General features: G+C 50.4%; 22 protein-coding genes. 5 read left to right on the top strand and 17 right to left on the bottom strand.

All coding sequences use genetic code 11. The annotated features are described in order from the left end of the window. Positions 1-2 precede the first annotated feature (2 nt). A complete protein-coding gene (locus GS398_RS19990; RefSeq protein ID WP_160908589.1) occupies positions 3-857 on the bottom strand; it encodes a phosphodiester glycosidase family protein in 855 nt (284 codons plus the stop codon). 56 nt (positions 858-913) lie between these two features. Here GS398_RS19990 and GS398_RS19985 point away from each other — a divergent pair, with 56 nt between their 5' ends. Continuing rightward, positions 914-1,558, top strand: coding sequence for a hypothetical protein (locus tag GS398_RS19985; RefSeq protein WP_160908588.1), 645 nt, complete (start codon positions 914-916; stop codon positions 1,556-1,558). A 48-nt stretch (positions 1,559-1,606) separates the two neighbouring features. Here the strand turns inward: GS398_RS19985 and atpG are convergent, their stop codons facing one another. The 8 genes from atpG to GS398_RS19945 form a co-directional block, all read right to left on the bottom strand. Continuing rightward, positions 1,607-2,488, bottom strand: coding sequence for an ATP synthase F1 subunit gamma (gene atpG, locus GS398_RS19980; RefSeq protein WP_160908587.1), 882 nt, complete (start codon positions 2,486-2,488; stop codon positions 1,607-1,609). An 85-nt stretch (positions 2,489-2,573) separates the two neighbouring features. Then, a complete protein-coding gene (gene atpA / locus GS398_RS19975; RefSeq protein WP_160908586.1) occupies positions 2,574-4,148 on the bottom strand; it encodes a F0F1 ATP synthase subunit alpha in 1,575 nt (524 codons plus the stop codon). A 134-nt stretch (positions 4,149-4,282) separates the two neighbouring features. Then, positions 4,283-4,822 (bottom strand): ATP synthase F1 subunit delta, encoded by a 540-nt coding sequence (atpH, locus tag GS398_RS19970; protein WP_160908585.1) that lies wholly within the window; start codon positions 4,820-4,822, stop codon positions 4,283-4,285. Positions 4,823-4,912: 90 nt separating this feature from the next. Then, entirely contained in the window at positions 4,913-5,422 is a 510-nt protein-coding gene (locus GS398_RS19965) for a F0F1 ATP synthase subunit B (RefSeq protein ID WP_160908584.1), read from the bottom strand. A 69-nt stretch (positions 5,423-5,491) separates the two neighbouring features. Next, complete coding sequence (atpE, locus tag GS398_RS19960) at positions 5,492-5,710, bottom strand: ATP synthase F0 subunit C (RefSeq protein ID WP_160908721.1); 219 nt, start codon at positions 5,708-5,710, stop codon at positions 5,492-5,494. A gap of 46 nt (positions 5,711-5,756) precedes the next feature. Beyond that, on the bottom strand, positions 5,757-6,899 hold the full coding sequence (gene atpB / locus GS398_RS19955) for a F0F1 ATP synthase subunit A (RefSeq protein ID WP_160908583.1): 1,143 nt from the start codon (positions 6,897-6,899) through the stop codon (positions 5,757-5,759). Positions 6,900-6,913: 14 nt separating this feature from the next. Next, positions 6,914-7,297, bottom strand: a complete 384-nt coding sequence (locus GS398_RS19950) for a hypothetical protein (RefSeq protein ID WP_160908582.1) — start codon at positions 7,295-7,297, stop codon at positions 6,914-6,916. Next, the gene (locus tag GS398_RS19945; protein ID WP_160908581.1) at positions 7,294-7,521 is read right to left on the bottom strand and encodes an AtpZ/AtpI family protein; all 228 of its coding nucleotides are present in this window, start codon (positions 7,519-7,521) and stop codon (positions 7,294-7,296) included. Before GS398_RS19945 ends, GS398_RS19950 begins: the two co-directional genes overlap by 4 nt. Before the next feature lie 240 nt (positions 7,522-7,761). Between GS398_RS19945 and porW the strand changes: the two genes are divergently transcribed. The 3 genes from porW to uvrC are packed head-to-tail and all read left to right on the top strand — an operon-like array spanning position 7,762 to position 14,761. After that, entirely contained in the window at positions 7,762-10,629 is a 2,868-nt protein-coding gene (porW, locus tag GS398_RS19940; RefSeq protein WP_160908580.1) for a type IX secretion system periplasmic lipoprotein PorW/SprE, read from the top strand. A 5-nt stretch (positions 10,630-10,634) separates the two neighbouring features. Beyond that, complete coding sequence (locus tag GS398_RS19935) at positions 10,635-12,893, top strand: transglycosylase domain-containing protein (protein WP_160908579.1); 2,259 nt, start codon at positions 10,635-10,637, stop codon at positions 12,891-12,893. 32 nt (positions 12,894-12,925) lie between these two features. Beyond that, positions 12,926-14,761 (top strand): excinuclease ABC subunit UvrC, encoded by a 1,836-nt coding sequence (gene uvrC, locus GS398_RS19930; protein WP_160908578.1) that lies wholly within the window; start codon positions 12,926-12,928, stop codon positions 14,759-14,761. Here the strand turns inward: uvrC and porN are convergent. The 8 genes from porN to GS398_RS19890 form a co-directional block, all read right to left on the bottom strand. Continuing rightward, a complete protein-coding gene (gene porN, locus GS398_RS19925; RefSeq protein ID WP_160908577.1) occupies positions 14,758-15,627 on the bottom strand; it encodes a type IX secretion system ring subunit PorN/GldN in 870 nt (289 codons plus the stop codon). The genes uvrC and porN overlap by 4 nt on opposite strands. 9 nt (positions 15,628-15,636) lie before the next feature. After that, positions 15,637-17,169, bottom strand: a complete 1,533-nt coding sequence (porM, locus tag GS398_RS19920) for a type IX secretion system motor protein PorM/GldM (protein ID WP_160908576.1) — start codon at positions 17,167-17,169, stop codon at positions 15,637-15,639. A gap of 43 nt (positions 17,170-17,212) precedes the next feature. After that, complete coding sequence (gene porL / locus GS398_RS19915; RefSeq protein WP_160908575.1) at positions 17,213-18,019, bottom strand: type IX secretion system motor protein PorL/GldL; 807 nt, start codon at positions 18,017-18,019, stop codon at positions 17,213-17,215. 45 nt (positions 18,020-18,064) lie between these two features. Next, a complete protein-coding gene (gene porK, locus GS398_RS19910; protein WP_160908574.1) occupies positions 18,065-19,390 on the bottom strand; it encodes a T9SS ring complex lipoprotein PorK/GldK in 1,326 nt (441 codons plus the stop codon). 341 nt (positions 19,391-19,731) lie between these two features. After that, complete coding sequence (locus GS398_RS19905) at positions 19,732-20,502, bottom strand: uroporphyrinogen-III synthase (RefSeq protein WP_160908573.1); 771 nt, start codon at positions 20,500-20,502, stop codon at positions 19,732-19,734. A gap of 13 nt (positions 20,503-20,515) precedes the next feature. Continuing rightward, a complete protein-coding gene (locus GS398_RS19900) occupies positions 20,516-21,523 on the bottom strand; it encodes a DUF4271 domain-containing protein (RefSeq protein WP_160908572.1) in 1,008 nt (335 codons plus the stop codon). A 5-nt stretch (positions 21,524-21,528) separates the two neighbouring features. Then, a complete protein-coding gene (locus tag GS398_RS19895; RefSeq protein ID WP_160908571.1) occupies positions 21,529-24,552 on the bottom strand; it encodes a glycosyltransferase family 117 protein in 3,024 nt (1,007 codons plus the stop codon). Between the two features lie 433 nt (positions 24,553-24,985). Then, positions 24,986-25,156 (bottom strand): hypothetical protein, encoded by a 171-nt coding sequence (locus GS398_RS19890; protein ID WP_160908570.1) that lies wholly within the window; start codon positions 25,154-25,156, stop codon positions 24,986-24,988. 269 nt (positions 25,157-25,425) lie between these two features. Here GS398_RS19890 and GS398_RS19885 point away from each other — a divergent pair, with 269 nt between their 5' ends. Further along, a complete protein-coding gene (locus GS398_RS19885) occupies positions 25,426-26,193 on the top strand; it encodes an SDR family NAD(P)-dependent oxidoreductase (RefSeq protein WP_160908569.1) in 768 nt (255 codons plus the stop codon). Positions 26,194-26,220: the final 27 nt, after the last annotated feature.

Below are 26,220 nucleotides of genomic sequence, written 5' to 3'. Positions count from 1 at the left end.
GATCAACGTTTTAGCAGGAGTAACGCATTGGCTACTTTTCTTTCACCTTCGTGGTCCCATTTTTTATTATCGGATGGGTGATTTACTACCCCTTTCCGCTTTTTGCCATCCACCCATAAAGTGGTCGAGCCGCCTCCGTCGAGATTGATCGCCTCATAGGCGCCCAGCCATTTAAAAACGTTTGCGAGCTCGAAGAGGCTCATCCCTGCGGCATTATCGCTCCTTCCGTCCACGGCTACCAGGAAGATCTTGTTTTTGATGAACGCGATGGCGGTGCGCGGGTGACGCAGCCTGTTAAATGCCGCGGTATCCAATTCCGCATACCGGTTATGGCGGATCAGCAAAGGGCCGGTTAGCAGTACGTCGTCGCCGGTAAGGTGTTTCTCCCAATCCGGGGTGCCGTCCCATACCGCGATGCTGAGTTTCCCCTTCGTGAGTACGAACGCGGCTTTTTGGTGGTGTGCCCGGGTGCTGTCCTTGTCCGGCCGGTTTTCGCTGATGATTACGCCGCCGGCACGGAGGTAGTCTACCGAGCCTCCGTTCTTTACGTCAAAGAATGAACCGTTCAAAGCCGCCAGTGCGTTAGCCTCCTTTCCAAACTGGCTGGTAACTACCAGTTTGGTGGGTTTATACGCAAGCTGAAATGTATGATGTCTACGTTTTTTTATCTCGAGGATCGAAATATACTGGGTAGAAGCGAACAGGTTTCCTGCGAAACTATGCTGTTTCAGGGTAACGCCGCGCGCGATCTTTGCCTTTTCCCATTTAGCTTTCCTTACCGCCAGCGAATCGTGTTGCGCAAAAACAACGGAAGCCGATAACGACAGCCATAGCTGGAGAACGAGTAACCGTTTCATGTTATAATGATAGAGAAAAAATCAACGGATTGCGTAATTTACCTGAAAATGTCAAAATGAAAAATCTGCTGGTGATAATGTTTTTTATGTTAACGGGGGTCTGTGCTGCCTTTTCGCAGGAGACGGAATATTATGAAGTGGATGGGAAGCAGGTTTCGAAAGGGGAATTTTTAATTGCCGCGAGAAAGCCGGGTATGATAGAAGGTTACCTGGCGGCAAACGGCAGGAAAGAATACCGTGTATTTGGCAGCAGTGGCAGGGGAGTTAAGCCGGCCGATAGCCTGGTGATGTTAAGAAATTACTTGCAACTGATTTCAAAAACAGTTATTCCATCGGATGAAGTGCTGCTGATCGAGTATTACCCGGGTGTAGATCCTTGCAATAAGCATTTTGAGGAACCTGGTCGTATGAAAGATTTTGTCATCAGGGATGAAAACTACTATCAGATGTTGGTGAAAGGTTATAAAAACGTATCGCGGTTCAATATATGCGAATCATTTGACGGCTTAAAGTACTTACGTAAGGTCAAAACCTATTACCCTGATACTGAACAGCTGGTAAAAAAACTCTTCTTTAACTATCATTTCCCCTGCGGAAGCTTTGTGGTTATAAAGCCAGACGGGAGTTATTATGCTCATTACGGGGAGTATCCCAGGATACACGTGGCAAAGATCATCAGCGAGATGGCGACCGTAAAATAAAAAAACCCGGCAAAATTGCCGGGCTTCTTATTAGGTTTTTAAGCGTTTTTACCCGTTCGACAATGCTGCCGCACCGCTCACGATTTCTGTAAGCTCCGTGGTAATGGCTGCCTGGCGTGCCTGGTTGTACGAAAGTTTCAGCGCTTTAAGCAGGTCGCCCGCGTTCTCGGTAGCTTTATCCATGGCCGTCATACGCGCGCCGTGTTCAGAAGCATGCGAATCGAGCACCGCCTTGTACAACTGCGTCTTGATCGACTTAGGGATCAGCAGCTCCACGATCTCTTCCTGCGAAGGCTCGAGGATATAATCTGTTTTACCGGCGGTTTCTGCTACTTTAGGTGCACGGGGCACCGGAAGCAGCTGTTCTGTTTTGAGGATCTGTACCGCCGCGTTTTTAAACTCGTTGTACACCAGTTCTACGCGGTCGTAATCGCCGTCAGCGAAACCTTTCATGATCTGTTCAGTGATCTTCGATGTGTTTTCGAAGTCTAATGCACTGTATAGCTCATTGTTGTTACCAACTACTTTGTATTTGCGTTTTTCGTAAAAATCCTGTGTTTTCTTACCGATGGCTACGATACTTACGTTACCTTTTTTATGCTGCTCTGCGTACTTCTCAGAAATAAGCACGTTAGTGGCCTTGATCACGTTCATGTTGAACGCGCCCGCCAGCCCGCGGTTTGAAGACACAGCAACGATCAGCACCCTTACCGGCTCCCGCTCCACGATAAATGGGGAGTTGGATTCTTCCAGGCTGGCCGAAAGATTCGCAAGAATGCTTTTCAGCTTATCAGCATACGGACGTAATTGAACGATCGCATTAGTAGCCCTCTTGAGCTTTGCCGCCGAAACCATTTTCATGGCTTTGGTGATCTGCTGTGTGGAGGTTACCGATGAGATCCGGTTTCTTACTTCTTTTAAATTTGCCATTTTTTTTTAGCTGTCAGCCATCAGCCATCAGCTTCCTTAAAGCGCCTTAACAGGAGCTGAGGGCTGAGAGCTGACAGCTGATTACTTAATACTTTCCTGCTAACTCTTTCGCTACCGTTTCCAGTGCGCCGGTGATCGTGTCGTCGAGTTTACCGGCTTTAAGGCCTGGCAATACCTCGGGATAACGGGCTTCCAGCTGCTGGATATATTCTGTTTCGAATTCTTTCACTTTGTTGATCGGAACGCTGCGCAGCAACCCTTTAGTTCCGGCGTAGATGATCGCTACCTGTTTCTCAACAGCTACCGGCGAGAACTGTCCTTGTTTAAGGATCTCTACGTTACGAACGCCTTTGTCCAATACCGATTTGGTCGCTGCGTCCAGGTCTGAACCGAACTTCGAGAACGCCTCAAGCTCACGGTACTGTGCCTGGTCGAGCTTAAGCGTACCCGCTACTTTCTTCATAGACTTGATCTGCGCGTTACCACCTACACGCGATACGGAGATACCAACGTTGATAGCGGGACGAACACCTGCGTTAAACAGGTTCGATTCGAGGAAGATCTGGCCATCGGTGATCGAGATCACGTTGGTTGGGATGTAGGCAGAGACGTCACCGGCCTGTGTTTCAATGATCGGAAGTGCGGTTAACGAACCGCCGCCTTTTACGATATGCCTGATCGAATCTGGAAGGTCATTCATCGCCTGCGCGATGTCGTCATTTGAGTTGATCTTTGCAGCTCTTTCGAGCAAACGGCTGTGCAGGTAGAATACGTCACCGGGATAAGCTTCGCGGCCTGGCGGGCGACGAAGGAGCAGGGACACCTCACGGTAAGCAACCGCCTGTTTCGACAGGTCATCATAAATGATCAGCGCAGGACGACCGGTATCGCGGAAGAACTCACCGATAGCTGCACCTGCGAAAGGAGCAAAGAACTGCATAGGTGCAGGATCTGCCGCGGAAGCGGCAACAACTACCGAGTAAGGCATCGCACCATTCTCTTCGAGCGTACGCACGATGTTCGCTACGGTAGAGTTTTTCTGACCGATAGCTACATAGATACAATACACCGGCTGGCCTGCTTCATAAAATTCTTTCTGGTTGATAATGGTGTCGATACAAACCGCGGTTTTGCCAGTCTGGCGGTCACCGATCACCAGCTCGCGCTGTCCGCGGCCGATGGGGATCATGGCGTCGATGGCCTTGATACCGGTTTGAAGCGGCTCGTTTACCGGCTGGCGGTAAATTACACCCGGGGCTTTACGCTCCAAAGGCATTTCGTAAGTAGTACCGGTGATAGGACCTTTGCCGTCGATCGGCTGACCAAGCGTGTTTACTACGCGGCCCAGCATCCCGTCGCCGACTTTGATCGATCCGATCTTGTTGGTACGTTTTACCGTATCGCCCTCTTTGATCTCATCGAAAGCACCCAGCAATACCACACCCACGTTGTCCTCTTCAAGGTTCAATACGATGCCCTGCAGCCCGTTTGCAAATTCAACCAGTTCGCCTGACTGAACTTTGGTTAAGCCATAAACACGGGCAATACCGTCGCCTACCTGCAGCACCGTTCCTACTTCTTCCAGTTCGGCCTCTGATTTAAAGCCCGACAATTGTTGTCTCAAAATTGCCGAAACTTCATCTGGTCTTACTTCTACCATTATAGTTTGTTGTTATAGTGTTAAATCTTTTTAGTTATCAGTAGTCGGTTGTGAGTGATCAGTTCCAACTGCTTTCATTCCTTTGGTCATCTGTCTGTGATCTTGTAGTATTTCCTGCCTTTCCAGGCAACTGATCACCCCTCCGCAAATTCCTTCTTCAGTTTCCTCAGGTTACTGGCAATGCTGGCGTCGAACTGGCGATCGCCCACTTTGAGGATAAATCCGCCAATCAGGTTCGGGTCAACTTTCGCTTCCAGCAATACTTCGCCGTTCATGGCTGCCTTTATCGTATCGGTTATCTGCTGTTTGTTTTCTTCGCTCAGCGGAACGGCCGAAATAACCGACGCCTTTACGATGCCTTTGCGCTTGTTGTACTCGTTAATGAACTCCTTCGCGGTAGCGAACAGGATTCCCGAGCGCATTTTCGAGGTAACGATACGGAAGAAAGAGAGCACCACTTTATGCACCGTATTTCCGAAAAGCTCTTCCAGGATAACGATCTTTTTTGAAGGGCTGATGATCGGGTTCTTCAACACCGCCTGCAGCTCGCGGTTCGAGCGGCAAACCTTCAAAAACAGCTCGATGTCGCCGCGTACCGCCTCTAAAGCGTTTTCCTCCTGGGCGAGATCGATCAGGGATTTGGCGTAACGGCTGGCTACTTGTATTTCTGACATTGTTTGTTTAGCTATCAGTTACCAGCTGTCGGCTATCAGCTCTTTCCGGCGCGTTAACGGCGCTGAGGACTGATAGCTGACAGCTGATAGCTAGTTCAATTTTACTTCCTTCAAAAGATCATTCACCAGTGCCTGTTGCTTGCCCTGGTCTTCGAACTGCTTGCGCAGTACTTTCTCCGCAATTTCGAGCGATAACGAAACCACCTGGCTTTTTACTTCGGCCATGGCCGCCGCTTTCTGTGCGTTGATCTCGAGCTTCGCTTTTTCGATCAGCTTGTTGCCTTCGGTCTGTGCGGATTTCTTGGCATCGCTTACGATCTGGTCTTTCAGCTCTTTTGCTTCTTTTAAAATGGCATCACGCTCGGCACGCGCCTGTTTTAACAGCTGCTCGTTCTCGCTGGTCAGTTTTGCCATTTCCTGTTTTGCCATTTCGGCTTTCGACAGGGCGTCTTCAATATTACGCTCACGCTCGTCTAATGCTGCAACGATCGGTTTCCAGGCAAATGCTCTTAAAAGGATGAAAAGGAGCAGGAACGCTACGGTAGCCCAGATAAATAATCCCGGATCCGGTTTAACTAATGGATTTAATGCTAATAACATGTTTTAGTTTTTTTGTACTAAGTCAAAAAAAGGAATGGCTGCTGCCAATCGCAGCAGCCGGTTCCGATTTTACCCTACGTTTCCTGTTCCAAGGAACGCTACAACCACACCGAACAGTGCTACCGCTTCAACGAATGCTGCTGCGATCAACATAGCTGTCTGGATTTTAGAGGCTGCTTCTGGCTGACGAGCCATACCTTCCATGGCTTTTCCACCAATTTGTCCGATACCGATACCAGCTCCGATTGCAGCTAATCCGGCACCAATTCCAGCGATACTTCCAACGATCATAATTTGACTTTTAAAAAATATATATTAAACAAAAAAAATTCTCTTAATGCTCAGCATGCTCTTCAACCGCCATCCCGATGAACAGCGCCGATAAAATAGTGAAGATGAACGCCTGGATAAAACCTACTACCAGCTCTATTACACTGATAAACAATACGAAAGGCACTGCCACGCCTGCCGCGGCAACAGATTTCAGGATGAAAATTAGAGACAATAAGCTCAGGATGAGGATGTGACCTGCGGTGATGTTTGCAAATAAACGGATCATTAATGCGATTGGCTTGGTAAACAAACCGATGATCTCTACCGGGATCATCAGCGGGTACAGCCACCACGGCACATGAGGAGTGAAAACGTGGCCCCAGTAGTTCTTTTTACCGTTTACGTTGGTAAGGATGAAGGTGCAAAGCGCCAGCATCGCCGTCACCGAAATGTTGCCGGTAAGGTTAGCGCCCCCTGGAAAGAAAGGGATAATGCCCATCAGGTTGTTGATCCACACAAAAAAGAAAACCGTTAATAAATAAGGCATAAACCCTTTATAACGGTGACCAAGCTGTGGCTTTGCGATATCGTCGCGGACGAAAATAATGATCGGCTCGAACAGGGACTGCATACCTTTCGGCGCTTTCCCCACCCGTTTTTTGTATGCGTTTGCAATGCTGATGAACACAAAAAGGATCACCACCACCGAGATCAGCATGGACGCGACGTTCTTGGTGATCGAAAGGTCCAGGGGTTTTTCATTGGTTGGAACTTTGTATTGATCAAGCACTACGTATTCACCTTCGTGGTTTGCCGCCGCCGTAGGGTAGTAATAACCTCCGTGGAAATTTACCAGCTGCTGTCCTTTTTCTTCGAACACTTCTTTGCCGTGCTCGTCCTGGTCGTGTTTATTCGAAAGGAATGTTACGATGCCGTTTTTAGTGACAAGGATCACGGGAAGCGGGATGGCCACTTTATGCTCGCCTTCTCCCCAGAAATGCCACTCGTGCGAATCGGCGATGTGGTGCAGGATCGTTTCAGAAATTGGCGCCTCTTTATCTGCGTGCCCTGTTTCTGTTTCTACCGGCTCAACGCTGGCGGAATCCGTATTTTCATGTTCCTGCGCGTGGGCGGCAACAAGAAAAACGGCGCAAAATGCAGTGATCGCTATTTTTTTTAAATTGAAAATATGGCTCAAATCCATCTAATTCGAAGAAATTACGTAATTTTTTGGTTGCGCAAGTTACGCAACAAACAGTAAACTTCAAAGATGAAATGAAAGAAATAGAGGTAAAAGAAGCAGGCTAAAAATGGAACCGGTTTTACGGGTATTTTGACCACGTAAATGAGCACCAGGACCATGCAAAAAAGGAACCGCGCCGTGATCGTTCCAAGCAGTACCTGCCCCGAGGCCTTATGGCCGATCTGCATCCGCCACCGGGCGATGAGGCAGATATTGAGCGTGAGGATATCAAATACCACGAAGAGGCCCCAAAAGCCGGGAATAAGCCTGAACTCGGAATATTTTCCCGCCGTTGCCGGGAGAATTGCCAATACCAGGTTAAATACAAGGAACAGGATAAAAAAGCGCTGAGTGCTCATGATCTCAGTTGTCTCACGGTTTGGTAAATAGACAGGCATACACCCGCTACGCAGAAAATCGCCGTAACCCATTGTACCTTATGCTGGTAATGCTGGTCTATCTTGTATCCCGCAAAGGCGAATACGCCGATAATGGCTACTAACTGGAAAGCGATCGACGAATACCTGGCGTAGTTTTTCATCGATGCTTTTTCATCATCCAGGTTGTTGGGTTCGGAGTTCATGTTCAGGCCTCTGGGTTAGCGGTTTAAGGTCCGGGACGTAAGATTATGGGCTTAATGAAGCTTCCGATCTTAAACTTCCCCCGAACCGGTTTTCGTACGCAAAGCTAAAAACATATTACATGAAAACGTTGCTCCTGCGACGTACTTTCAGCATGTTCCTTATATTTACTCCACTATTTAAGCACAGGCAAAATAATTTAGCCGCATTGCTGTTATTGGTAAAAGCCGATTGACCGAGTTTTGAAAAGCACCACGATAATTTTAAGATATTCCCTCATTTTCTGCGCAGGCGTATCGTTGCTGCAGGCCTGCAGTTCGCGTAAAGACGCCGCCGGCGGAAGCACCAATATGCAGAACCTTACCGCGCACTTTAATATACTGTACAACGCGGGTGAGCTGTATAAGGAAAGCGAAACAGCCATCCTTGGCGCCACGCCCGACGACTATGCCCAGGTACTTACCGTGTACCGGGAACCCCAGGAAGAAAGCGCCCGCGCCGAAGCAAAGCTGCTCGACTCCATTCTCCAGAAAACGAACAAGATCATCAGCGAAAAAACCAGGAGTAATTACGTGGATGATGCCTGGCTTCTTACCGGGAAGGTGAACTACCTGCGCACAAGCTTCTTCAACGCGGTGGAGTATTTTGATTATGTATACAAGAACTATCCCGACGAAAAGGAGATACGCCAGCAGGCGCTGATCTGGAAAGCCCGTTCGCTGATGCGGTTAAACGACCTTACCACCGCTGCCGGTGTACTGGATACGGCGCTGAAGTATGTTGGCAGGGCGAAAAAGTTCGCGGCCGACGTATATGCAACCGAAGCCCAGTTCAATATCAGGAGCGGGAACGCGCAGACGGCTATCGATACCCTGCAAAAGGCGATCAGGCTTACTAAAAGTAAAAGGAACAAGCTCCGCTGGACGTTTGTGCTTGCCCAGCTCGAAGAAAGAAATGGCAGGCTAAAGGAAGCATTTGAGCACTACTCGGCGGTTGTGAAAAGCAATGTCGCTTTTGACATGGCCTTTAATGCAAGCCTGAGCCGCATACGGGTAGAGAACGGCGAGGCCGCGAATGTCGATCAGCAGGTAAGCCGCCTTCGGGCACTCCTGAAAGACAGCAAGAACAAAGAATTTGCAGACCAGGTCCATTACCAGGTGGCCGGCGTACTGCAGGCGAACGGGCGCGAGGAGGATGCGCTGAAAGAATACAACGCCGCACTTCGGGCGCTCACCACTAACCAGAATCAAAAGGGACTGACCTACCTCAGGCTGGCGGAGCTCAATTTCAGGAACGCGGATTACGTAGATGCCAAAGCGTATTACGACAGTACCCTGAACGCGCTGCCGCAAACCTACCCGGGTTACGAGACGATCAGGATCAAGTCTGCCAACCTCGATCTCCTGGCAGGCCGCTTTCGCGAGATCGCCGTGCAGGATACCCTGCAGATGCTGGTGAAGCTGCCCGGCGAGGCACGTGAAAAGCGCATTGCCGAGCTGGTTCGCGCACAGGTAAGCAGGTCGGCTGAACAAGCCCCGACCGGGGCAGGGAATACAGGCGGAGGAAGTAACGGCATCGAGATACAGGGAAAAGCAGCCGCAGCCGGGAGTAAGTTCTATTTTAACAATACCATGGCGCTGAGCCAGGGCCTTTCGGACTTTAAGCGCAGGTGGGGCAACCGCAAGCTGGAAGATAACTGGCGCCGCGGGAGCGGTACGGCGGCAGATGCGGTGGCCATGAACACCAATCCCGACGCCAATACACCTGGGAGCGCCATGCCGGAGGAGATAGCTTCCGGCAACGAAACCGCACTTACCAAAACCTACACCGATAACCTGCCGCTTACCGGCGTACAGCTTGAGCAGTCGAACCAGAAGATCATCAATTCCTATTATGATATCGCCGGTTTTTATAAGGACGAGCTTAAAGACGAAGCCGCAGCCATCGAAACATACGAGTTGCTGGCTAAACGATTTCCGGGTAACGCCTTTAACGCTGCGGTGTATTACAACCTTTACCGCTTATACAGCACGGCTAATCCTCCAAGATCGGCGGAGTACAAGGAACTGCTGCTTACGAAATTTCCCGGGAGCGTATATTCCAGGATCATCCTGGACCCGGATTATTCGAAAAAAGCCGACGAGCGCGCGCTGGCATTGAACCAGGCCTATACCGACGCCTACAACCTGTACCTTGGAAAGAATTACCCGGGCGTTATCGACTTTGCGGGAAAAACGGAAGACCGGTACGGGCGCTCAAATTTATCTTCCCAGTTTGCTTATCTCGCTGCGCTGGGTACGGGCAGAACCCAAAAGATCGATCCGTTCGAGGCTTCGCTCAGGAAACTGGCCGATACGTACCCCGACGATAAGATGGTCACTCCGCTGGTGAAGCAGCAGCTTGAGTTTATTGCCGCTAACCGCACGATGCTGGAGCAGCGACCGGTGGCCCTGGTGGATTTCGATCCGGCCTCTGTTTTTGCCATAGAGCCCAAAGCGGAACCGGCGCCGCAACAAGTGGGCGCCGTAGCTGTAACCAGTCCCCGTAAAGAGCCGGTGGCGGAACCGAAAAAAGAAGCGCCGGCAAACCCTGTGGAGAAGGCGCCGGCTACACAACCGGCAACCATGCAGCCAACCGTTACGCAGCCTGTAACCACACCATCAATAACCGCACAGCCTGTGATCACGCAGCCGGTCACTGCTCCGCCGGTAAATAATCCGCCTGTTTCCGGGCCCCCTGCAGCTCCCCCTTTGTACAGCCTCCCGGATACTGCCGAGTATTATTTCGTGATCAGCGTGGCCGACCCGCGGGTGAACCTGAGCCCTTCCCGCTTTGGGATCGGGCAGTTTAACCGGTCGAACTTCGCGTCGCTGCCCGTCCGGCATGACCTTAAGCCGGTGAACAAAGAGAACCAGCTGGTATTGGTTGGCAAGTTCTCCACGCTTTCGGCCGTTAAGGCGTATGAACGACGCATCTTACCCATGATCGGGGATATCATGAAAGTTCCGGCGGAAAAATACAATACCTTTGTGATTAGCAAGGCGGAGCTCGACAAGCTGATGAACCGCAATGAGATCAATTCTTACTACGATTTTTACAGGAAGCTATAATGGCAATGCAGCAAAGGCATCATCATAACCAATTAACGAAACAAGAGATCAGGCGCTATACCATACGATTCTGGAAGATCGTGGTCGGTTGTGTCGCGTTCGGGATCATCCTGCTTTTTAGTGTGGGGCTGGGCCTGTTCGGGGCGCTTCCATCCACCAGCGTGCTCGAAAACCCGAAAAGTAATCTCGCCTCCTCCGTGATCTCGGAAGACGGGGAAACCCTGGGCACTTATTATATCCAGAACCGTACGCCGGTCACCTACGATGAGATCTCTCCCAACGTGATCAATGCCCTAGTGGCCACGGAAGATAAACGTTTCTATGAGCACTCGGGCATAGATTTCAGCCGTACACTCGCGTCTGTTTTCTATACGCTTATCGGCAGGCAGCAGGGGGGGAGTACCATTACCCAGCAGCTGGCGCTTAATATGTTCTCCAAAGAAGGCCGCGCAAAAGGAAGCAAGATCAAACGCATCGTCCAGAAGCTGCAGGAATGGATCCTTGCGGTGAAGCTGGAGCGTTCCTATACCAAGGAAGAGATCATTACCATGTACCTGAACACGGTTGACTGGGGCGCCTACAGCACTTTCGGGATAAACTCGGCATCGCTGACCTATTTCAGGGTCCCGCCTTCCAAGTTGAAGCCAGACCAGGCGGCCTTACTGGTAGGGATGGTGAACGGACCGGGCAAGTTCTCGCCGGTCAGGTACCCGGAGAATACCACCCGCAGGCGAAACCTGGTGCTGAACCGCATGGTAGAAAAAGGCTATCTCGGTGAAACCGAAGCCGCAGAATACAAAGCGATGCCGCTGGGCGTAAAAGTAAGCCCGCTCACTACCAACCTGGGCCTGGCGCCTTATTTCAGGGCGGTACTTAAATCGGAGATCCAGAAGATCTTCGAAGAGCAATCTATCTATAAAGCAGATGGTACGCCTTATGACCTCGATCGCGACGGGTTGAAGATCTACACGACCATCAACGCAGATATGCAGCGGTATGCGGAAACCTCCCAGAAGGAATACCTCAAGATCCTGCAGGTGCAGTTTAACCAGCAATGGCACGGACGCGATCCGTTTAAAACCAACCCCGCGTTTGAGAAAATGTTGTTCAAGGCCGTGCGCAATTCGGGACGTTATGCGGAGCTGCAGGAATCCGGCTTGTCTGATGAAGCGATCTTCGCCGAATTCCGGAAGCCGGTTAAGATGAAGATCTTTAGCTGGAAGGGAGACATCGATACCGTGATGCGCCCTATGGACTCCGTCAAGTACTATAAACTGGTGCTGCGCAATTCGCTGATGTCTATGGACCCGGTCAACGGGCACATTAAAGCCTGGGTCGGCGGGAATAATTTCGAGTATTTCAAGTACGACCAGGTAAAAGTCGGTACCCGCCAGGTTGGCTCTACCGCTAAGCCTTTTACGTACGCTGTAGCGATCGGGAGCAACGGTTATTCGCCCTGTTACCAGGTGCTGAACGAGCCTGTTACACTCGACAATGGTTATGGCGAGGAGTGGCATCCAAAGGCATACAAACCGCTGCCGGGCGCTATCACTCTTAAAACGGCGCTGGCATTTTCCCAGAACTATGTGACGGCTTACATGATGAAGATGGTTGGCCCCACTGCCGTTAAAACGCTGATCGAAAAGATGGGTATTACCAGCCGCGTGGAACCAGTGAACCCGATCTGCCTCGGGGTGTTCGACGCCAGCGTGTACGATATGGTAGGCGCTTATTCGGCTTTCGTAAATCACGGCATCTGGACAGCGCCTACCTACCTGCTGAAGATAGAAGACCGCAAAGGTAACGTGATCTATACCGGCAAGCATCCGCAGCAAAAAATGGTGCTCGATCCGTCTACGGCCTATGTAATGACCGATATGCTGAAAGGCGTGGTACAAAGAGGTACCGGGCGCAGGATCCAGTATGAATATGGCTTGACCAATCCCATTGGGGGAAAAACGGGCACTACCCAGGAAAACTCCGACGGCTGGTTCATCGGCATTACCCCGAGGTTGGTTACCGGCGTATGGACAGGTTTCGAGGAACGTACCGTGCATTTTGCCTCTACCGACCAGGGAGAAGGCGCTAAATCGGCGCTGCCGGTGTTCGCACGCTATATGAAGCGGGTATACGCCGATCCTAAACTAAATATCCCTAAAACCGATTTCGAGCCGCCTGCCGGGGGCGTGAATATTGAGCTTAACTGCGATGCCTATGGTGGCGCTGATTCGGTAAAAGCTGCAGATCCCAAAATAAGGTTTTAACTTCGTCGTTTTCTCCCGCCCTTCTGCCAGGTATGGAAAAGTTTGATTATCGTGCTGTTATTAAGAATATTCCTCATAAACCGGGTGTATACCAGTATTGGGATAACGCCGGCGAACTGATCTATATCGGCAAAGCCAAAAACCTTCGCAACCGGGTAACCAGTTATTTTATTAAGGACAACTACCGCGTAAATGCCAAAACGCGTGTATTGGTGAGCAAGATCAACAAGATCACGTTTACCATCGTCGACACCGAGATCGATGCCTGGTTGCTCGAAAACAGCCTGATAAAAAAGCACCAGCCACGTTACAACGTGATGCTGAAGGATGATAAGACCTATCCCTGGATCGTGATCAAAAATGAGCGCTATCCGAGGATTTACTGGACGCGTAAGATCATTAAAGACGGGTCGAAGTATTTCGGTCCGTATGCCTCCATAAGCATGATGCACACCATCCTGGATATGGTAAAGGAGATCTACCCGCTGCGTACTTGTAACCTGCCGCTTACGCCGGAAAATATCGCGGCCGGCAAGTTCAAGGTTTGCCTCGAATACCAGATCGGGAACTGTAAGGGTCCCTGCCAGGCATTCCAGCCGGAGGACGACTATAACCGGAGTATCGAGGACATTAAAGATATCCTGAACGGGAAGATCAGCGGGGTGATCCGCAATCTCCGCGGCGACCTTGAGAAGGCTTCTTCCGAACTGAATTTTGAACTGGCCCACCGCTTAAAACGGCAGTACGACCTGCTCGACCGTTACCAGAGCAAGTCCACCATCGTGAATTCTTCCATCTCCGACATCGATGTGTTCAGCATCGCCTCCGAAGAGCGTTATGCCTTTGTGAATTTCCTGAAGGTGATGAACGGTACCGTGATCCAGACGCAAACACTGGAGATCAAAAAACGCCTGGACGAAACCGATGAGGAGCTGTTAACCATCGCCATCTCCGAATTCCGCACCCGGTTTAACAGCTCCTCCAAGGAGATCATCGTGCCGTTTGAGCTGGAGCTCGACGACCCGGGAATCAGGTTCACTGTACCTAAACAGGGAGAAAAGAAGAAATTACTGGAACTTTCTCAAAAGAACGTGGTCTTTTTCAAGCGGGATAAGCTCGACCAGTACGAGAAACTGAACCCGGAGTTGCGCACCGAGCGCCTCCTTGCACAGATGATGAAGGACCTGCGCATGACGGAATTGCCGCGGCATATCGAGTGTTTTGATAACTCTAACTTCCAGGGCAAATACCCGGTGTCGGCCATCGTGGTATTTAAGGACGCAAGGCCCTCAAAAAAGGATTATCGTCATTTCAACGTGAAAACGGTGGAAGGTCCGAACGATTTCGCCACCATGGAAGAGGCGGTCCACCGCCGGTACCGGCGGCTGCTCGAAGAAGGCGAACCGCTGCCGCAGCTGATCGTAATAGACGGTGGAAAGGGACAGCTCTCTTCGGCTCAAAAAAGCCTCCGGCTGCTTGGCATAGAAACACAGGTGACCATGATCGGTATCGCCAAGCGCCTGGAAGAGATCTTTTACCCGGGCGACCAGTACCCCATGTACCTCGACAAGAAATCAGAAACATTAAAGATCATCCAGCAGTTGCGGGATGAAGCGCACCGGTTCGGGATCACTTTCCACCGCAAGAAAAGAAATAAAGGAACCCTGGTAACCGAGCTGGAAAGCATCGCCGGTATTGGCAAGACCTCCGCGGAAAAGCTGCTCAGGCATTTTAAATCCGTAAAGCGGATCCGGGAAGCCTCGGAACCGGAATTGATGCAGGTGCTGAATACCAGGCAGACGAAAACCCTGCTGGAATATTTTGCAGCGCACAAAACGGATCCGGCAATAGATCTGCCGTCAAGTTAGTATGACCAGAGGTCATGCTCCCAGTCCATCAGCTCTTTCTTGATCCGTTCTGATTCGTAAAGCCGGTCGATACCAATCGCGTAATCCTTAATTCGCAGATCATCGTTGTTGGACTGCTTGACAATATAACTGTCAAAGAGCCCTTTCACAAATATATCGTCGTAACTCAGGCCGATGGCATCGTTATGCGCATTCACTACCTCCTTGGTCACGAAGATGTGTCGTGCTTCGGGGAAATAGATCTGGAAAGCGGCGATCTCCCCGAGGTCTTGTCCTGCGGCTCTGATGGTCACCATCGGGGCGATGGAGATGATGCGTCTTTCCCAAACGGAACGCTGTTTGTCGAACAGCCAGTCTTCCTTAATCTGGAAACGCAGGATACTATCAGGGTTAAACTCACCGGCAGCCATGTGCGAGCCTATTTGCTGACCGGTGCTGTCGATCTCAGGGATTACCACGCTATCGGCAAATTTGGCCTTAGCTTCTGTTGCGGTCAGGATCTGGGTAAATGCGAGGTCCCTTCCCAATGAATCTTTTCCGTCCAGGTTGGCATAGGCTGTCAGCTCCCCGCTCATCACCGCGTTCATGATCACGTCGATCAGTCTTGATTTTGGAGACGCGTACGGGCGGTTCATCTTCTGGCGAAGATCGATCTGGCGCCAGATCCGCTTGCGGTAAATTACATCGGCTTCCCGGATATTGGCGTAAGGGGTGACCTTTGCATCGAGGAGGTTGCCTTTACGGTATACCCCATCCAGGGGAACGGTGTCTAAGATCGGTTTGGTGGAATTGCTAAGGTTTGCCTGTTGTGCAAGCGCAACGGTGCTTAGCAAGCCGGCAAATACCAATAAAATGATCTTCTTCATAAGCCCTTATTAATTAGCATTTAAAATTACGCCATTCAGCAGGCGCTGCGAACCATCAGGTCCGACCGCCACAATGTCGTCGAATATTACCCTGAAACCAGGTGTTACTTTTGCGAGAGCTGCCTGCATTTTAGGGTTAAGCGTGTTACCGCTGGTTGTTTCCTTTACTACGTCACCCCGGGTAGGGATTACCAGCATGGTGAACCGGGTTACGTTAAAGCTGGCGGCAAAATCGAAGTTCTCCAATACGGCGAACAGCTTGCTTTGTGACCTGATGGCCGCGGCAGCCATTGCGCCGCCGGTTTTGCCGGCCCATTTTGCAATGGGGTCGGGAATTCTTTTTACGCGGAACTCCGAGCTGCCGATTTGCTGTACTTTCCCGCCGATATTGGCGGAAACGATCACGCTCACTTTAGAGCCGGGGCTGGTAACGTTTACCGAATATTTACCCGAGGACCCTTTAATGTCGCCGGCGGAGATATTCACAGATAAGCTTTCCTTGGGGATCCCGGGCGCCGATACTGATACCGGGTTAGGTACGCCAACATAAAATACGTTCATCGCATCAGGAGATACCACGGCTGAAGGACGCGCTACCTGGTATTTCTGCTCAGGAGTTTCGTAAGTTTTAAACGTTCCGTCGGTTTGTCTTACCCTTACGGTACCTTTCCAGCTAAACATCCCTTCCTTTACCGTGCTTACGGAATAAGTTCCTTTACCATCTTTGACGGTGAGGGAAGACCCGTTAACGGTGATGGCGGGGTTCGAACGGGAGTCATAAGCGGTTAAAAATACCTCGGCCGTGTAAGGCTGTCCTACGATGAGGTAGGAAGTCGGCGCCACGGCAACCGCACTGAATTTATCCAGGTTCACCACCGCTTTATCCATTTCACCAAAGATCCTTTTTACTACGTCCGATTCCGCATTTTTTACGTCTGCCTGGATCTTGGTCAGGGCGGTCATCGCTGCCGTTAGCGGAATACCTTCACCAAAATTAATCTCTTCCCATTTTTTCTTGCCTTCGACGGACTTAGCCGGGTCTTTCGCTTCAAGCGAGAAGGTTAGGCCGCTTCTTTGTTCCGGGTTAAGCAATGCAAGCAGCTGTTCGCGGGTTGAGTTGATCTTGCTTTTCAGTTTTTCGCCTTCTTTCCGGTTGATCATTACCGTGCTCGAGATATCCAGGTTGGCACGTTCAACGAGGTCGCCGGTTTCTTCGCTGTATCCCTGGCCCTCTTTTACGAACTCCTTTTTGAGGTTTTCTACGTAGTTATTCAGGTCTTCGCCGATCGCCTTTGCCTTGTTGGCTTTTTCCCACAGGGGACGTGCCTTGCCTGGCTCGTTTTTCAGCTTGGTGTTTTCGAATGAGTCAAAAAGTGAGTTCAAACTCGAGCTCACGTTAGTTTTGGAGGTATCCAAACTATCGTTTAAGCTTTTAAAGGCATTTAAAATAGTATCCGAGACATTCAGTGCCAGCATTGCAAGCAATACCAGGTACATGATGTTGATCATCTTCTGCCTCGTTGTTTCTTTTCCTCCAGCCATGTTTTACCTTAAGTAGTTGTGTAATTGTCTGTTTAAAGAATAACTAACCTCTTGGCTGGTTCATCGCGGTAAGCATATTGCCATAGATCGCGTTCAGTGAAGACAGGTTTTTCGACAGGCGTGCGATCTCGTCCTTAAATTGTTTCGAATCTTCGAGCGACTCGTTAAAGTTCTGCATCGTGAGGGAAAGATTCTGGTAGAATTTATTCATCGATTTAAGGTGTGCGCTCGAATCCTGCAGTTCCAGCTCGTATACGGCGTTGAGTGCGGAGAGATTCTTTGCCAGGTTGTTTACCTGTTCGTGGTATGCTTTGGTATCTCCGGCGCTGCCGGCCATTTCGGTCAGGTTGGCGGTGGCTTTCTGGAATGCGGTATTCAGCTGATCATAGCTGCCGGAAGCCGTTTTAAGTTTCGCGGTAAACTCGGTGGTTGCCCAAGAAGTATCGGCCACGTTGGAGATGGCCGTTACCTTGTCGCCGAACGTACGCAGGCCGGTACCGAGGCTCTGGATCAGTTCAGGGCCGATCTTGGCGTCTTCCATCATCTTATCGAGACCTGCGGTGATCGACGGCCCGCTGCTTACCTGCTGGCGAACCGTAGCCTTAGGAAGCTCGCCGCTGAAGCTGGGGTCAAGCTCAGGATAAACGCGTGCCCACTCTACGTCTTCCGCCGGCGGATTGAAACCGGTGATAAAGAATAATAATGCTTCAACTCCAAGCCCGATACCGATGGCCCAGTTACTGTAAACGCCCCCTAAGTGAAGGATCTTAAAAAGTGCTCCGATAATTACGATACTCGCTCCCCATGAAATTGCGGTATGCAGTGCATTAAATTTTTTCTTAGCAGCCATAGCGTCTGTCCTGTTCGTAGATATAAATGTTGATTAATAGAAAGATTAGTTCTTATCCCGGATATCTCTGCCGGGGAATTTGGTTACGCACCTGAAACCGATATACGATTTGGAGGTATCCTGGTATTCGTAGGTGCTGGCCGAATTCTGGAGGAAATAACCGATATCTTTCCAGGATCCGCCCTTCACGGTTTTACGTTTAAGCACAGCCGGGTCAGAGGCTTTTGCTTCGTATGAGTAGGAGGGGTTGAGGTCGTGTACAAATTGAGGAGACGACTCGTCGTAAGCCGAGGACGTCCATTCGGCTACGTTCCCCGCCATGTTGTAAAGCCCGAAATCATTGGGGAAATAGGAACGCACGTTCACGGTAAATGCACCGCCGTCGTCCACGTAGTTTCCTCTTCCTGGTTTAAAGTTGGCCATTAAGCAGCCTTTCGCATTGCGGATATAGGGACCGCCCCATGGGTAGGCATCGCCGATCCTTCCGCCTCTTGCGGCGTATTCAAATTCTGCTTCGCTGGGTAATTCGTAAGGAAGACGTCCGTTTGCCGGCATTTTGCGCGAATGTGCGTAACCTTCGTACCAGCGGGTGCGCCATACGGTAAAAGCGCGGGCTTGTCTCCAGTCAACACCTACCACCGGGTAATTGTCAAACGACGGGTGTGAAAAGTAGCCCTGCACCATCGGGTCGTTCTGTGCGTAGGTGAAATCGTTCAGCCATACGAGGGTATCGGGGTAAACGCTTACGGTATCTCTCAGGATAAAGTCGGCGCGTTTAAGGTCTTTATTGAAGCGGCCGTTAGATGCCAGGCGATACTGCATCATGGCGAACTGGTATTTGAGCAGGCGCACATCGATCTCGTTGCGGTCGAAGATCCGGTCATCGCCCTGGTAGTACATCGCCTGGAGCTTCTGTGAGGTTGCCGCCGCAGTGCCTCTCGTCCCGGCCCAAAGCTTCGAGCCGTTGCCCACCTTTTTCCAGTCGATGTATTTCTGGCCGGTAGCAGAAGCCGCGGAGCCTCTCCTCGGCTGGATATAGTAGTTCTGGTCCTGTAAGTAATCTGTTAATGCGATGGAATCGCGTACCCAGTTCACAAATTGCCGGTATTCGGCATTGGTGATCTCGGTTTCATCCATATAAAAAGCCTGAACGGTTACTTGTTTGTTCTGTGCGATCTGTGCAAAGGTGATATCCTGGTCGGTCTGTCCCATGATGAAGGAGCCGCCGGGTATATAAACCATCCCGTAAGGTACACGTTGGTTGTTAAATTTTTTACTGCGTACTCCTACCAGTTCCCCACCAGCATTGCTGCCACAGCTACTCCATACTGCTGCACAAGATAAAAGAGCGATAAAGTAAAATTTTTTCATTGGGATAATTTGTTCTTTAAAGGCAACGAAGCGTCGATGAACCATTATTCTATGTATGGTGAGTAATGGCTTATCGGGGTTTCATTAGGGCAATCCGTTTATTCTGAAAGTTCCGGTAATATATACTAATCAAATTTTTTTCGAATATAAACAAAAGAATCGAACGGCTATAAATTGTGCCGTCCAATTGTGCTTACAGCCTATCATGCTATCCATAAGGCTATTAAACGAGTCGCGTTATGTCTGTCAGTACTTAAAACTATACGTATAAACTAAGTAAAAAGTTTGTTAAGACTGGTAAATAACGTGAGTAGCCAACGGATAATTGTGGGCGCGTGAAATTATTTATTTGCTTGTTTAATATATTGCTCGATCGCCATCGTCATGCTGGGTGCTATGGGCGTTGGAGCTGGGATATCGAGTATCAAACCACGTTCAACCAGTGCTTTATGGGTACTGGCGCCAAAGGCGGCGATCCGTGTATTGTTCTGGCTGAAACCGGGGAAGTTCTTATAGAGCGATTGAATGCTCGACGGGCTGAAAAAAGCGATGATGTCGTAGAATACGTCCGCCAGGTCGGAAAGGTCGCTGCAGACCGTGCGGAACAGGATGGCCGGTTTAAAGTTGTAACCGTTGTCCTGGAGGAATTTCTGGGTTTCTTCCGCGGCTACGTCAGAGCAGGGGTAGAGGAACTTTTCGGCGGCATGTTTCTTTAACACTTCCGCCAGGTCTGAAGCGGTTTGCTTGCCGAAAAAGATCTTGCGTTTGCGGTACTGGATGTATTTCTGGAGATAAAGCGCGATGGTTTCTGAAATACAGAAATACTTCATCTCTGCGGGCACTTCGAAACGCATCTCTTCGCAGATCCTGAAAAAATGGTCTACGGCGTTGCGGCTGGTAAAGATCACAGCGGTAAATTCCGGCAGGTTGATCTTCTCTTTCCGGAAATCCTTGGCCGAAACGCCTTCCACATGAATGAACGACCGGAAATCAACCTTCAGGTTATACTTTTTAGCCAGCTCAAAATACGGCGACTTATCAGTGTCGGGTTTGGGCAGTGTGACCAAAATACTCTTTACTTTCCTTTTCCTTGCGTCTGGTACTGCTTGCATATGATTCCGAGGCCTAAAACCTAAGTGCTTTAATTAGAATTAATAACGGGCAAACTTCGAGGGCGCAAAGATAGATAAATAAATACATTTTTGGAAATCGGTAATTTGATAAAATGTTTATCCCTGCGCGAAGAAATTGAAAGATAAAGATCAGCACCAGCAGTGCGATAGCTATATAGATATAAAGCTGGGCGAACCTGCCCGGCGTAAGGCTGAATGCCAGGATGAGCGGCAGGTAAAGAATCGCCGCGTTGAAGTAGGTGAGGTACAGGATCGACACATATTCGCGCGCCAGCCGCTGCACATCGAAGAGGTAACCGAGCACGAGCGACAGCAGGATCTTGAGGGTAAACAACCCGATCACCGATAGCGACAGCAGGATAAGCAGCTGGATCCCGCTGTAAGCATAAGCGAGCTGGAAATATCTCCCCGAAAGGTAAAGCAGCATACCGATGGTGAAACCGAACAGGATGTAAAGGAGGATGAACGGCCACGAGCTGAACAGGTTGGCTTCTTTACTGATCTGGCTGAGAATGCGGTTGCTGAAAAAGGATTGCAGGATAATAACCATCTCTTTTGCCGCGGCTTTTTTAAGGATGGCGAAGAATAACAGCAGGAGGATGATGTACCCGATCACCCAGGGCTCTCCTTTGGGACGAGATTTTCCCTGGTCGTACCGGTTCACTTTATGCGGGAACTTCCTCGCCCAGGCCTGGAAGTCGAGGTCCTTTACCGTGTACAGTTCCACCAGGCTGTCTACGAACTGGTTGGGCCGGTTCGGATCCGGGCGCCCGATCCATACCCGCGACAGCGAATCGCTGATCGCTTTAATCGAGTCCCGCGCTTCCCTTACCGAATCCCTGCGGGCCATCCATCGCGCCAGCGAGGCCGAATCGCGGAACGCATAGGTCCTTTTCGCCCGGGTGCTGTCGGCGATACCGCCCTGGGCGTCCGGGGTTTGCGGACGGGCCGTGAATGTCCATGCACAGATACAGAGAAAAAGAAGAAAGCGTTTTATCATTCAAATTAAACTTGCAGGGAAAACACCATTCCTTCCTGCGCTTTTTTATATACCCTGTCGATATCCTTCAGCAACTGCGGCTGCCGATGCCCGGCAGCGAGGGCTTTGCAGGCTTCGAGCAGCGAAACCAATCGGCTCAGCTCGCCCACCGAACTGCGTTGTGCCTCGCCGTCAAGGCTTGCATAGTAGTTCAGCTCACCCGAAATGTATTCGTTTACGCTGTTCATCAGTTGGTTGGCCTTGCCGGTCTCTTTTAGCCGGTACAGGTTGGCGGCCGCCTGGTACTTATTCACCGAATCAACGAATCCGTAATTTTTCATGGGAAGCGATGACATGGCTTTGTCCATTACCCGTTTGGAATCGGCGATCCTGCCTTCGCTGTAAAGGTTCGAAGCGAGGATATTCATCGCGTCCCATGTGCCGTTGGCTACCCGGCGCGACTCGGGATCGAGGTAACTGGCCTGGTTAAACGAGTACCGGAATTTGTGCATCATGTTCTCGTACATCGCCCCGGTGTTGGTCATATCTGTTTTATCGCGGTTATCCGCTGCCGCGCGTTCGATAGGCAGGAGACGATAGGCATAACCTTCCGAGTATAAATAACGGTCGAGACCCATATAAGTGTCGCTGCTGGAACTTCCCGCGAAGTAGATCGGCCGCTTCCAATGGTTGTTGGCCAGGATATCGAGCACGGCCAGGTCGGCGCGGGTCACAAAATTCTTGTTATAGTTCCATTCGATCTTTTTGGCGATACCTGCGTGCCTGGCCGGGTCGATGGTTTTGGAGGCGATCACCTCCTGTGCATCTACGGAGATCTTCATCTTCTTGGAGGGCAGGAAGTTTTCTTTCGAGCCGTCGCGCATTTCCACCTTATCGGCATCATTTTCAGAAAGCATCACCTCGAGCATATCTTTAAGCTCTACGGAATCCGTGAGGCCATAATCCACAAACGGCAGGTAATCGCGGGTGCCGCGCGCGTATTTTTCCTCCGGCATGGTGATGGGAAGAGGTGCCGAGCTGAACAGTTGTTTTTTCATCTGGTTGATGTACGAGTCGTTGTACAGCAGCTGGATACATACTACGCGGACATCTTTTCGTATACCTTCCACCTGCTGCACATACCATAAAGGATAGGTATCATTGTCGGCATTGGTAAACAGGATGGCGTTTGGTGCGCAGGAATTGAGGTAGTTGGCTGCGAGGTCGCGGGCGGTATAGCGGCTGGAGCGGTCGTGATCGTCCCAGCCCCCGATTCCCATAATGGCGGGAGCCGCCGCAATACAGATCACGAGTGCCAGGCCGGTGCTCACCATGGCAGGTGTTACGCGGTTAAGCAGGTCTCTCACGGCCAGTACACCTAACCCGATCCAGATAGCGAAGACATAGAATGAGCCTGAGTAAACATAATCACGTTCACGCACCTGCAGCGGGTCCTGGTTGATACAAAGCACGATCAGTATGCCGGTAGAAAAGAACAGCATGCCAAGCACGCCGATATCTTTCCTGCTTTTGCGGAACTGGTAGAACACGCCTGCCAGCCCCAGCATCAGCGGAAGCGCAAAGAAACGGTTATAGCCCTGGTTGGCGGTTTGGGCGGGCGAAAGTTTGTCCTGGTTTCCCAGGCGCAGGGCATCCAGCGATTTAACGCCCGAGATCCAGTTGCCATTTTCGCGCTCGCCCTGGCCCTGCAGGTCGTTTTGTTTGCCGGAAAAGTTCCAGAGGAAATAGCGTAGGTACATGTACCCCAGCTGGTAGGAGCCGAGGAACCCGACGTTATCGGCAAAATTGGCTTTCCGGTCTTCGCCGATGTTCATCCAATTCTTGTAGAACTTCACGTGCTCGGGTTTCTGGCTGTACATCCTGGGCAGCAGGGTATTGCGGTCGTAGGTATAATCAAATTTCTTACCGGCCGACTCGTAACGGGATTTCCCCTTCCGGTAAAGCTCGCCGCCTTCTTTTACGCCGGAAACTTCGGAATCGAAATAATTGCCGTAAACAAGCGGGTTCTGGCCGTATTGCTCACGGGCAAGGTACTCGAACAGTGAAAAGGCATTGTCGGGGTTACTGATGTTAATGGCTGTTTTGGCATTCGAGCGGATAGCGATCATGGCGTAAGAAGAATATCCTACGAGCAGGAAAGCCATCCCGAGCAGGGCTAGGTTAAGCTGCACCTTCTTTGCCCGGACCGAATAAAAAATGGCCCAGGTAAGCGCCGAGATCACTACGAGGGCGAAAAAGAACGCGCCGCCGTTAAAACCGAGGCCAAGGGTATTCACCGAGAACAGGTCGGCACGGAAGGCGAACCAGATCAGGTACTGGATCACCCCATATAATACGAAGGCAAATATGCCGAACCCGGCAAACAGCGCAAGGACGGTTCCCTTAAAAGTGACCCGTTTTGTTTTGCGGAAGTAGTAAACCAGTGCAATGGTAGGGATCACCAGCAGGTTAAGCAGGTGCACCCCGATAGAAAGACCGGTGATGTACGCGATAAAAATAAGCCATTTGTCGGCCCCCGGCTGATCTGCGCGGGCATCCCATTTTAAAATGCCCCAGAACGCAACGGCGGTACAGAGCGACGACAAAGCGTATACCTCTGCCTCTACCGCAGAGAACCAGAACGAATCGGAGAACGTATAGGCAAGCGCACCGGTGGCCCCGGCACCCAGTACGCTGATCATCTGTACACGGCTGAGAATTTCGCCAGGCTTTACCAGTAATTTACAGGCAAATGCCGTGATGGTCCAGAACAGGAACAGGATAGTGGCCGCGCTGGCCAGTGCCGAGCTGGCATTTACCCAAAAGGCGACCCGCTCTGGCGTGGAAGCGGCCAGCGAGAATAGTTTCCCGGTCATCATAAATAACGGCGCTCCCGGCTGATGCCCCGCCTGCAGCCCGAACGCGGAAGCGATAAACTCCCCGCAATCCCAAAAACTGACGGTGGGCTCCATGGTCCGCAGGTATACGAAAGCAGCCAGTGCAAACACAGACCAGCCGGTGATGTTGTTGAAACGATTGTAAGATTTCATGCGAATGCCTTTGAACGGCTAAGATCGTAAATTGCGGACGAAGTTTCCTATAATGCTTTCCGGATTTGTCGCTTGATCTCCATTACTCCCTCCCCTTCTGGGATTCCCTCCAGCGGGAGATAAAGTTGGATCAGGCTTAAAAGTTTGGGAGCTATTAGCTTTCAGCTATCAGCGATCAGCTTTAATTACACTGTCAAACCTGGAATACTACTCAGGAAGAGCTCAACGTCAATTACTTATCTTACAAGGTATACTTACGGGCTGAATGCTGATAGCTGACAGCCAAATCTACTCCCCGGAAACTAAGCTTGATCCATAAAGTTCAGGGAGATTCCTTATTATCAGATCCCAGAACGACTCCCCTCATAAAAAAGCCCCGTCTCCCAAAGGAAACGAGGCTTTTTCTTGTTGTAAAAGGTATATATATGATTGATCAGGCAACCATCAAGTTCTGATCAGGAACTTGTTTGCTGCTGCTGGTGTTGCGTAGGAACTGGCCCTGCGATTTGCGGAACTGTTTAAGGTCATGAAGCAGGATCGCTTTTAACTCTTTATCAAATTTATTGAGAACAGTATGGCTGATAGTTTCGTTGGTGATTTTCATGACGGTATGTTTAGCGTTTAATATCGTTGTTGTGTTAACGGTATTGCGATTTTTGTACCGATTGCCATGACCTGGTTAAAATGTATCTAAAATGGCTGATTTTGAACTTGTTCGGTTTTTTTGCCGGGTTTCTCTTAAATTGATCTGTCTGCTTTTGTATACATATCGGTCGTCTTAATGTCATGAAACCCGGATAGATTAAATCGCCTGCGCTGTTTAATCTTATGGGATTAAGCTGTAATTTGCCACGCAAAAAAGTCGAAGTAATTATGAGCCTGAACTCTTTATTTGATCTGACCGGTAAAACTGCCCTGGTAACCGGGTGCAGCAGGGGCATCGGCAAAGCAATGGCGATCGCCCTGGCGGAAGCGGGTGCCGACATTATAGGTGTTTCGTCGTCATTAACCGCCGGCAGTGATACCGAACAGGAAGTAGCCGCCACCGGACGGAAATTTGCCGCTTACCAATGCGATTTCGAAGACCGGAGTTCCGTGAACGCTTTTACCGGTAAGGTGCTCGCCGAAAATCCGCGGATAGATATCCTGGTGAACAATGCCGGTACCATTATGCGTGCGCCGGCCGCCGAACATAGCGATGAATATTGGGATAAGGTGATCGGCATCAACCTGAACAGCCAGTTTATCATCACCCGCGAAATTGGCGGCAGGATGCTGGAACATGGATCCGGCAAGATCATCTTCACGGCGTCGCTGCTTACCTTCCAGGGCGGGATCAACGTGCCTGGGTACGCCGCGAGCAAAGGCGCCATTGGCAGCCTCATCAAGGCATTTTCGAATGAATGGGCATCAAAAGGAGTAAACGTGAACGGGATCGCACCGGGTTATATCGCCACGGATAACACCGAGGCCTTGCGTAACGATCCCGTAAGAAGCCGGTCGATCCTCGATCGCATCCCCGCAAACCGCTGGGGCGAACCCGAAGACTTTAAAGGAGTGACCGTTTTCCTGGCCTCTAAAGCCTCCGATTATGTAAATGGCACCATCGTTACTGTAGACGGTGGGTGGATGGGAAGATAGATCATCACGTAAAACAAAAAAGATATG

Origin of the sequence: Hufsiella ginkgonis, assembly GCF_009834915.1 — a bacterium.
Lineage (GTDB): Bacteria > Bacteroidota > Bacteroidia > Sphingobacteriales > Sphingobacteriaceae > Hufsiella > Hufsiella ginkgonis.
The sequence above is the reverse complement of the archived record's forward strand: the minus strand, read 5'-3'. Positions and strand labels throughout refer to the sequence as shown.

Excerpts from the sequence above, each read along its gene's own strand:
- GS398_RS19890 (WP_160908570.1), bottom strand. The coding sequence starts at position 25,156 with ATGAAAATCACCAACGAAACTATCAGCCATACTGTTCTCAATAAATTT.
- GS398_RS19935 (WP_160908579.1), top strand. The coding sequence starts at position 10,635 with ATGCAGCAAAGGCATCATCATAACCAATTAACGAAACAAGAGATCAGG.
- GS398_RS19990 (WP_160908589.1), bottom strand. The coding sequence starts at position 857 with ATGAAACGGTTACTCGTTCTCCAGCTATGGCTGTCGTTATCGGCTTCC.
- atpG (WP_160908587.1), bottom strand. The coding sequence starts at position 2,488 with ATGGCAAATTTAAAAGAAGTAAGAAACCGGATCTCATCGGTAACCTCC.
- GS398_RS19900 (WP_160908572.1), bottom strand. The coding sequence starts at position 21,523 with ATGATAAAACGCTTTCTTCTTTTTCTCTGTATCTGTGCATGGACATTC.
- porK (WP_160908574.1), bottom strand. The coding sequence starts at position 19,390 with ATGAAAAAATTTTACTTTATCGCTCTTTTATCTTGTGCAGCAGTATGG.
- porM (WP_160908576.1), bottom strand. The coding sequence starts at position 17,169 with ATGGCTGGAGGAAAAGAAACAACGAGGCAGAAGATGATCAACATCATG.
- GS398_RS19950 (WP_160908582.1), bottom strand. The coding sequence starts at position 7,297 with ATGAGCACTCAGCGCTTTTTTATCCTGTTCCTTGTATTTAACCTGGTA.
- GS398_RS19965 (WP_160908584.1), bottom strand. The coding sequence starts at position 5,422 with ATGTTATTAGCATTAAATCCATTAGTTAAACCGGATCCGGGATTATTT.
- GS398_RS19885 (WP_160908569.1), top strand. The coding sequence starts at position 25,426 with ATGAGCCTGAACTCTTTATTTGATCTGACCGGTAAAACTGCCCTGGTA.
- porL (WP_160908575.1), bottom strand. The coding sequence starts at position 18,019 with ATGGCTGCTAAGAAAAAATTTAATGCACTGCATACCGCAATTTCATGG.
- atpA (WP_160908586.1), bottom strand. The coding sequence starts at position 4,148 with ATGGTAGAAGTAAGACCAGATGAAGTTTCGGCAATTTTGAGACAACAA.
- GS398_RS19905 (WP_160908573.1), bottom strand. The coding sequence starts at position 20,502 with ATGCAAGCAGTACCAGACGCAAGGAAAAGGAAAGTAAAGAGTATTTTG.
- GS398_RS19895 (WP_160908571.1), bottom strand. The coding sequence starts at position 24,552 with ATGAAATCTTACAATCGTTTCAACAACATCACCGGCTGGTCTGTGTTT.
- GS398_RS19945 (WP_160908581.1), bottom strand. The coding sequence starts at position 7,521 with ATGAACTCCGAACCCAACAACCTGGATGATGAAAAAGCATCGATGAAA.
- GS398_RS19985 (WP_160908588.1), top strand. The coding sequence starts at position 914 with ATGAAAAATCTGCTGGTGATAATGTTTTTTATGTTAACGGGGGTCTGT.
- uvrC (WP_160908578.1), top strand. The coding sequence starts at position 12,926 with ATGGAAAAGTTTGATTATCGTGCTGTTATTAAGAATATTCCTCATAAA.
- atpB (WP_160908583.1), bottom strand. The coding sequence starts at position 6,899 with ATGGATTTGAGCCATATTTTCAATTTAAAAAAAATAGCGATCACTGCA.
- atpH (WP_160908585.1), bottom strand. The coding sequence starts at position 4,822 with ATGTCAGAAATACAAGTAGCCAGCCGTTACGCCAAATCCCTGATCGAT.
- porN (WP_160908577.1), bottom strand. The coding sequence starts at position 15,627 with ATGAAGAAGATCATTTTATTGGTATTTGCCGGCTTGCTAAGCACCGTT.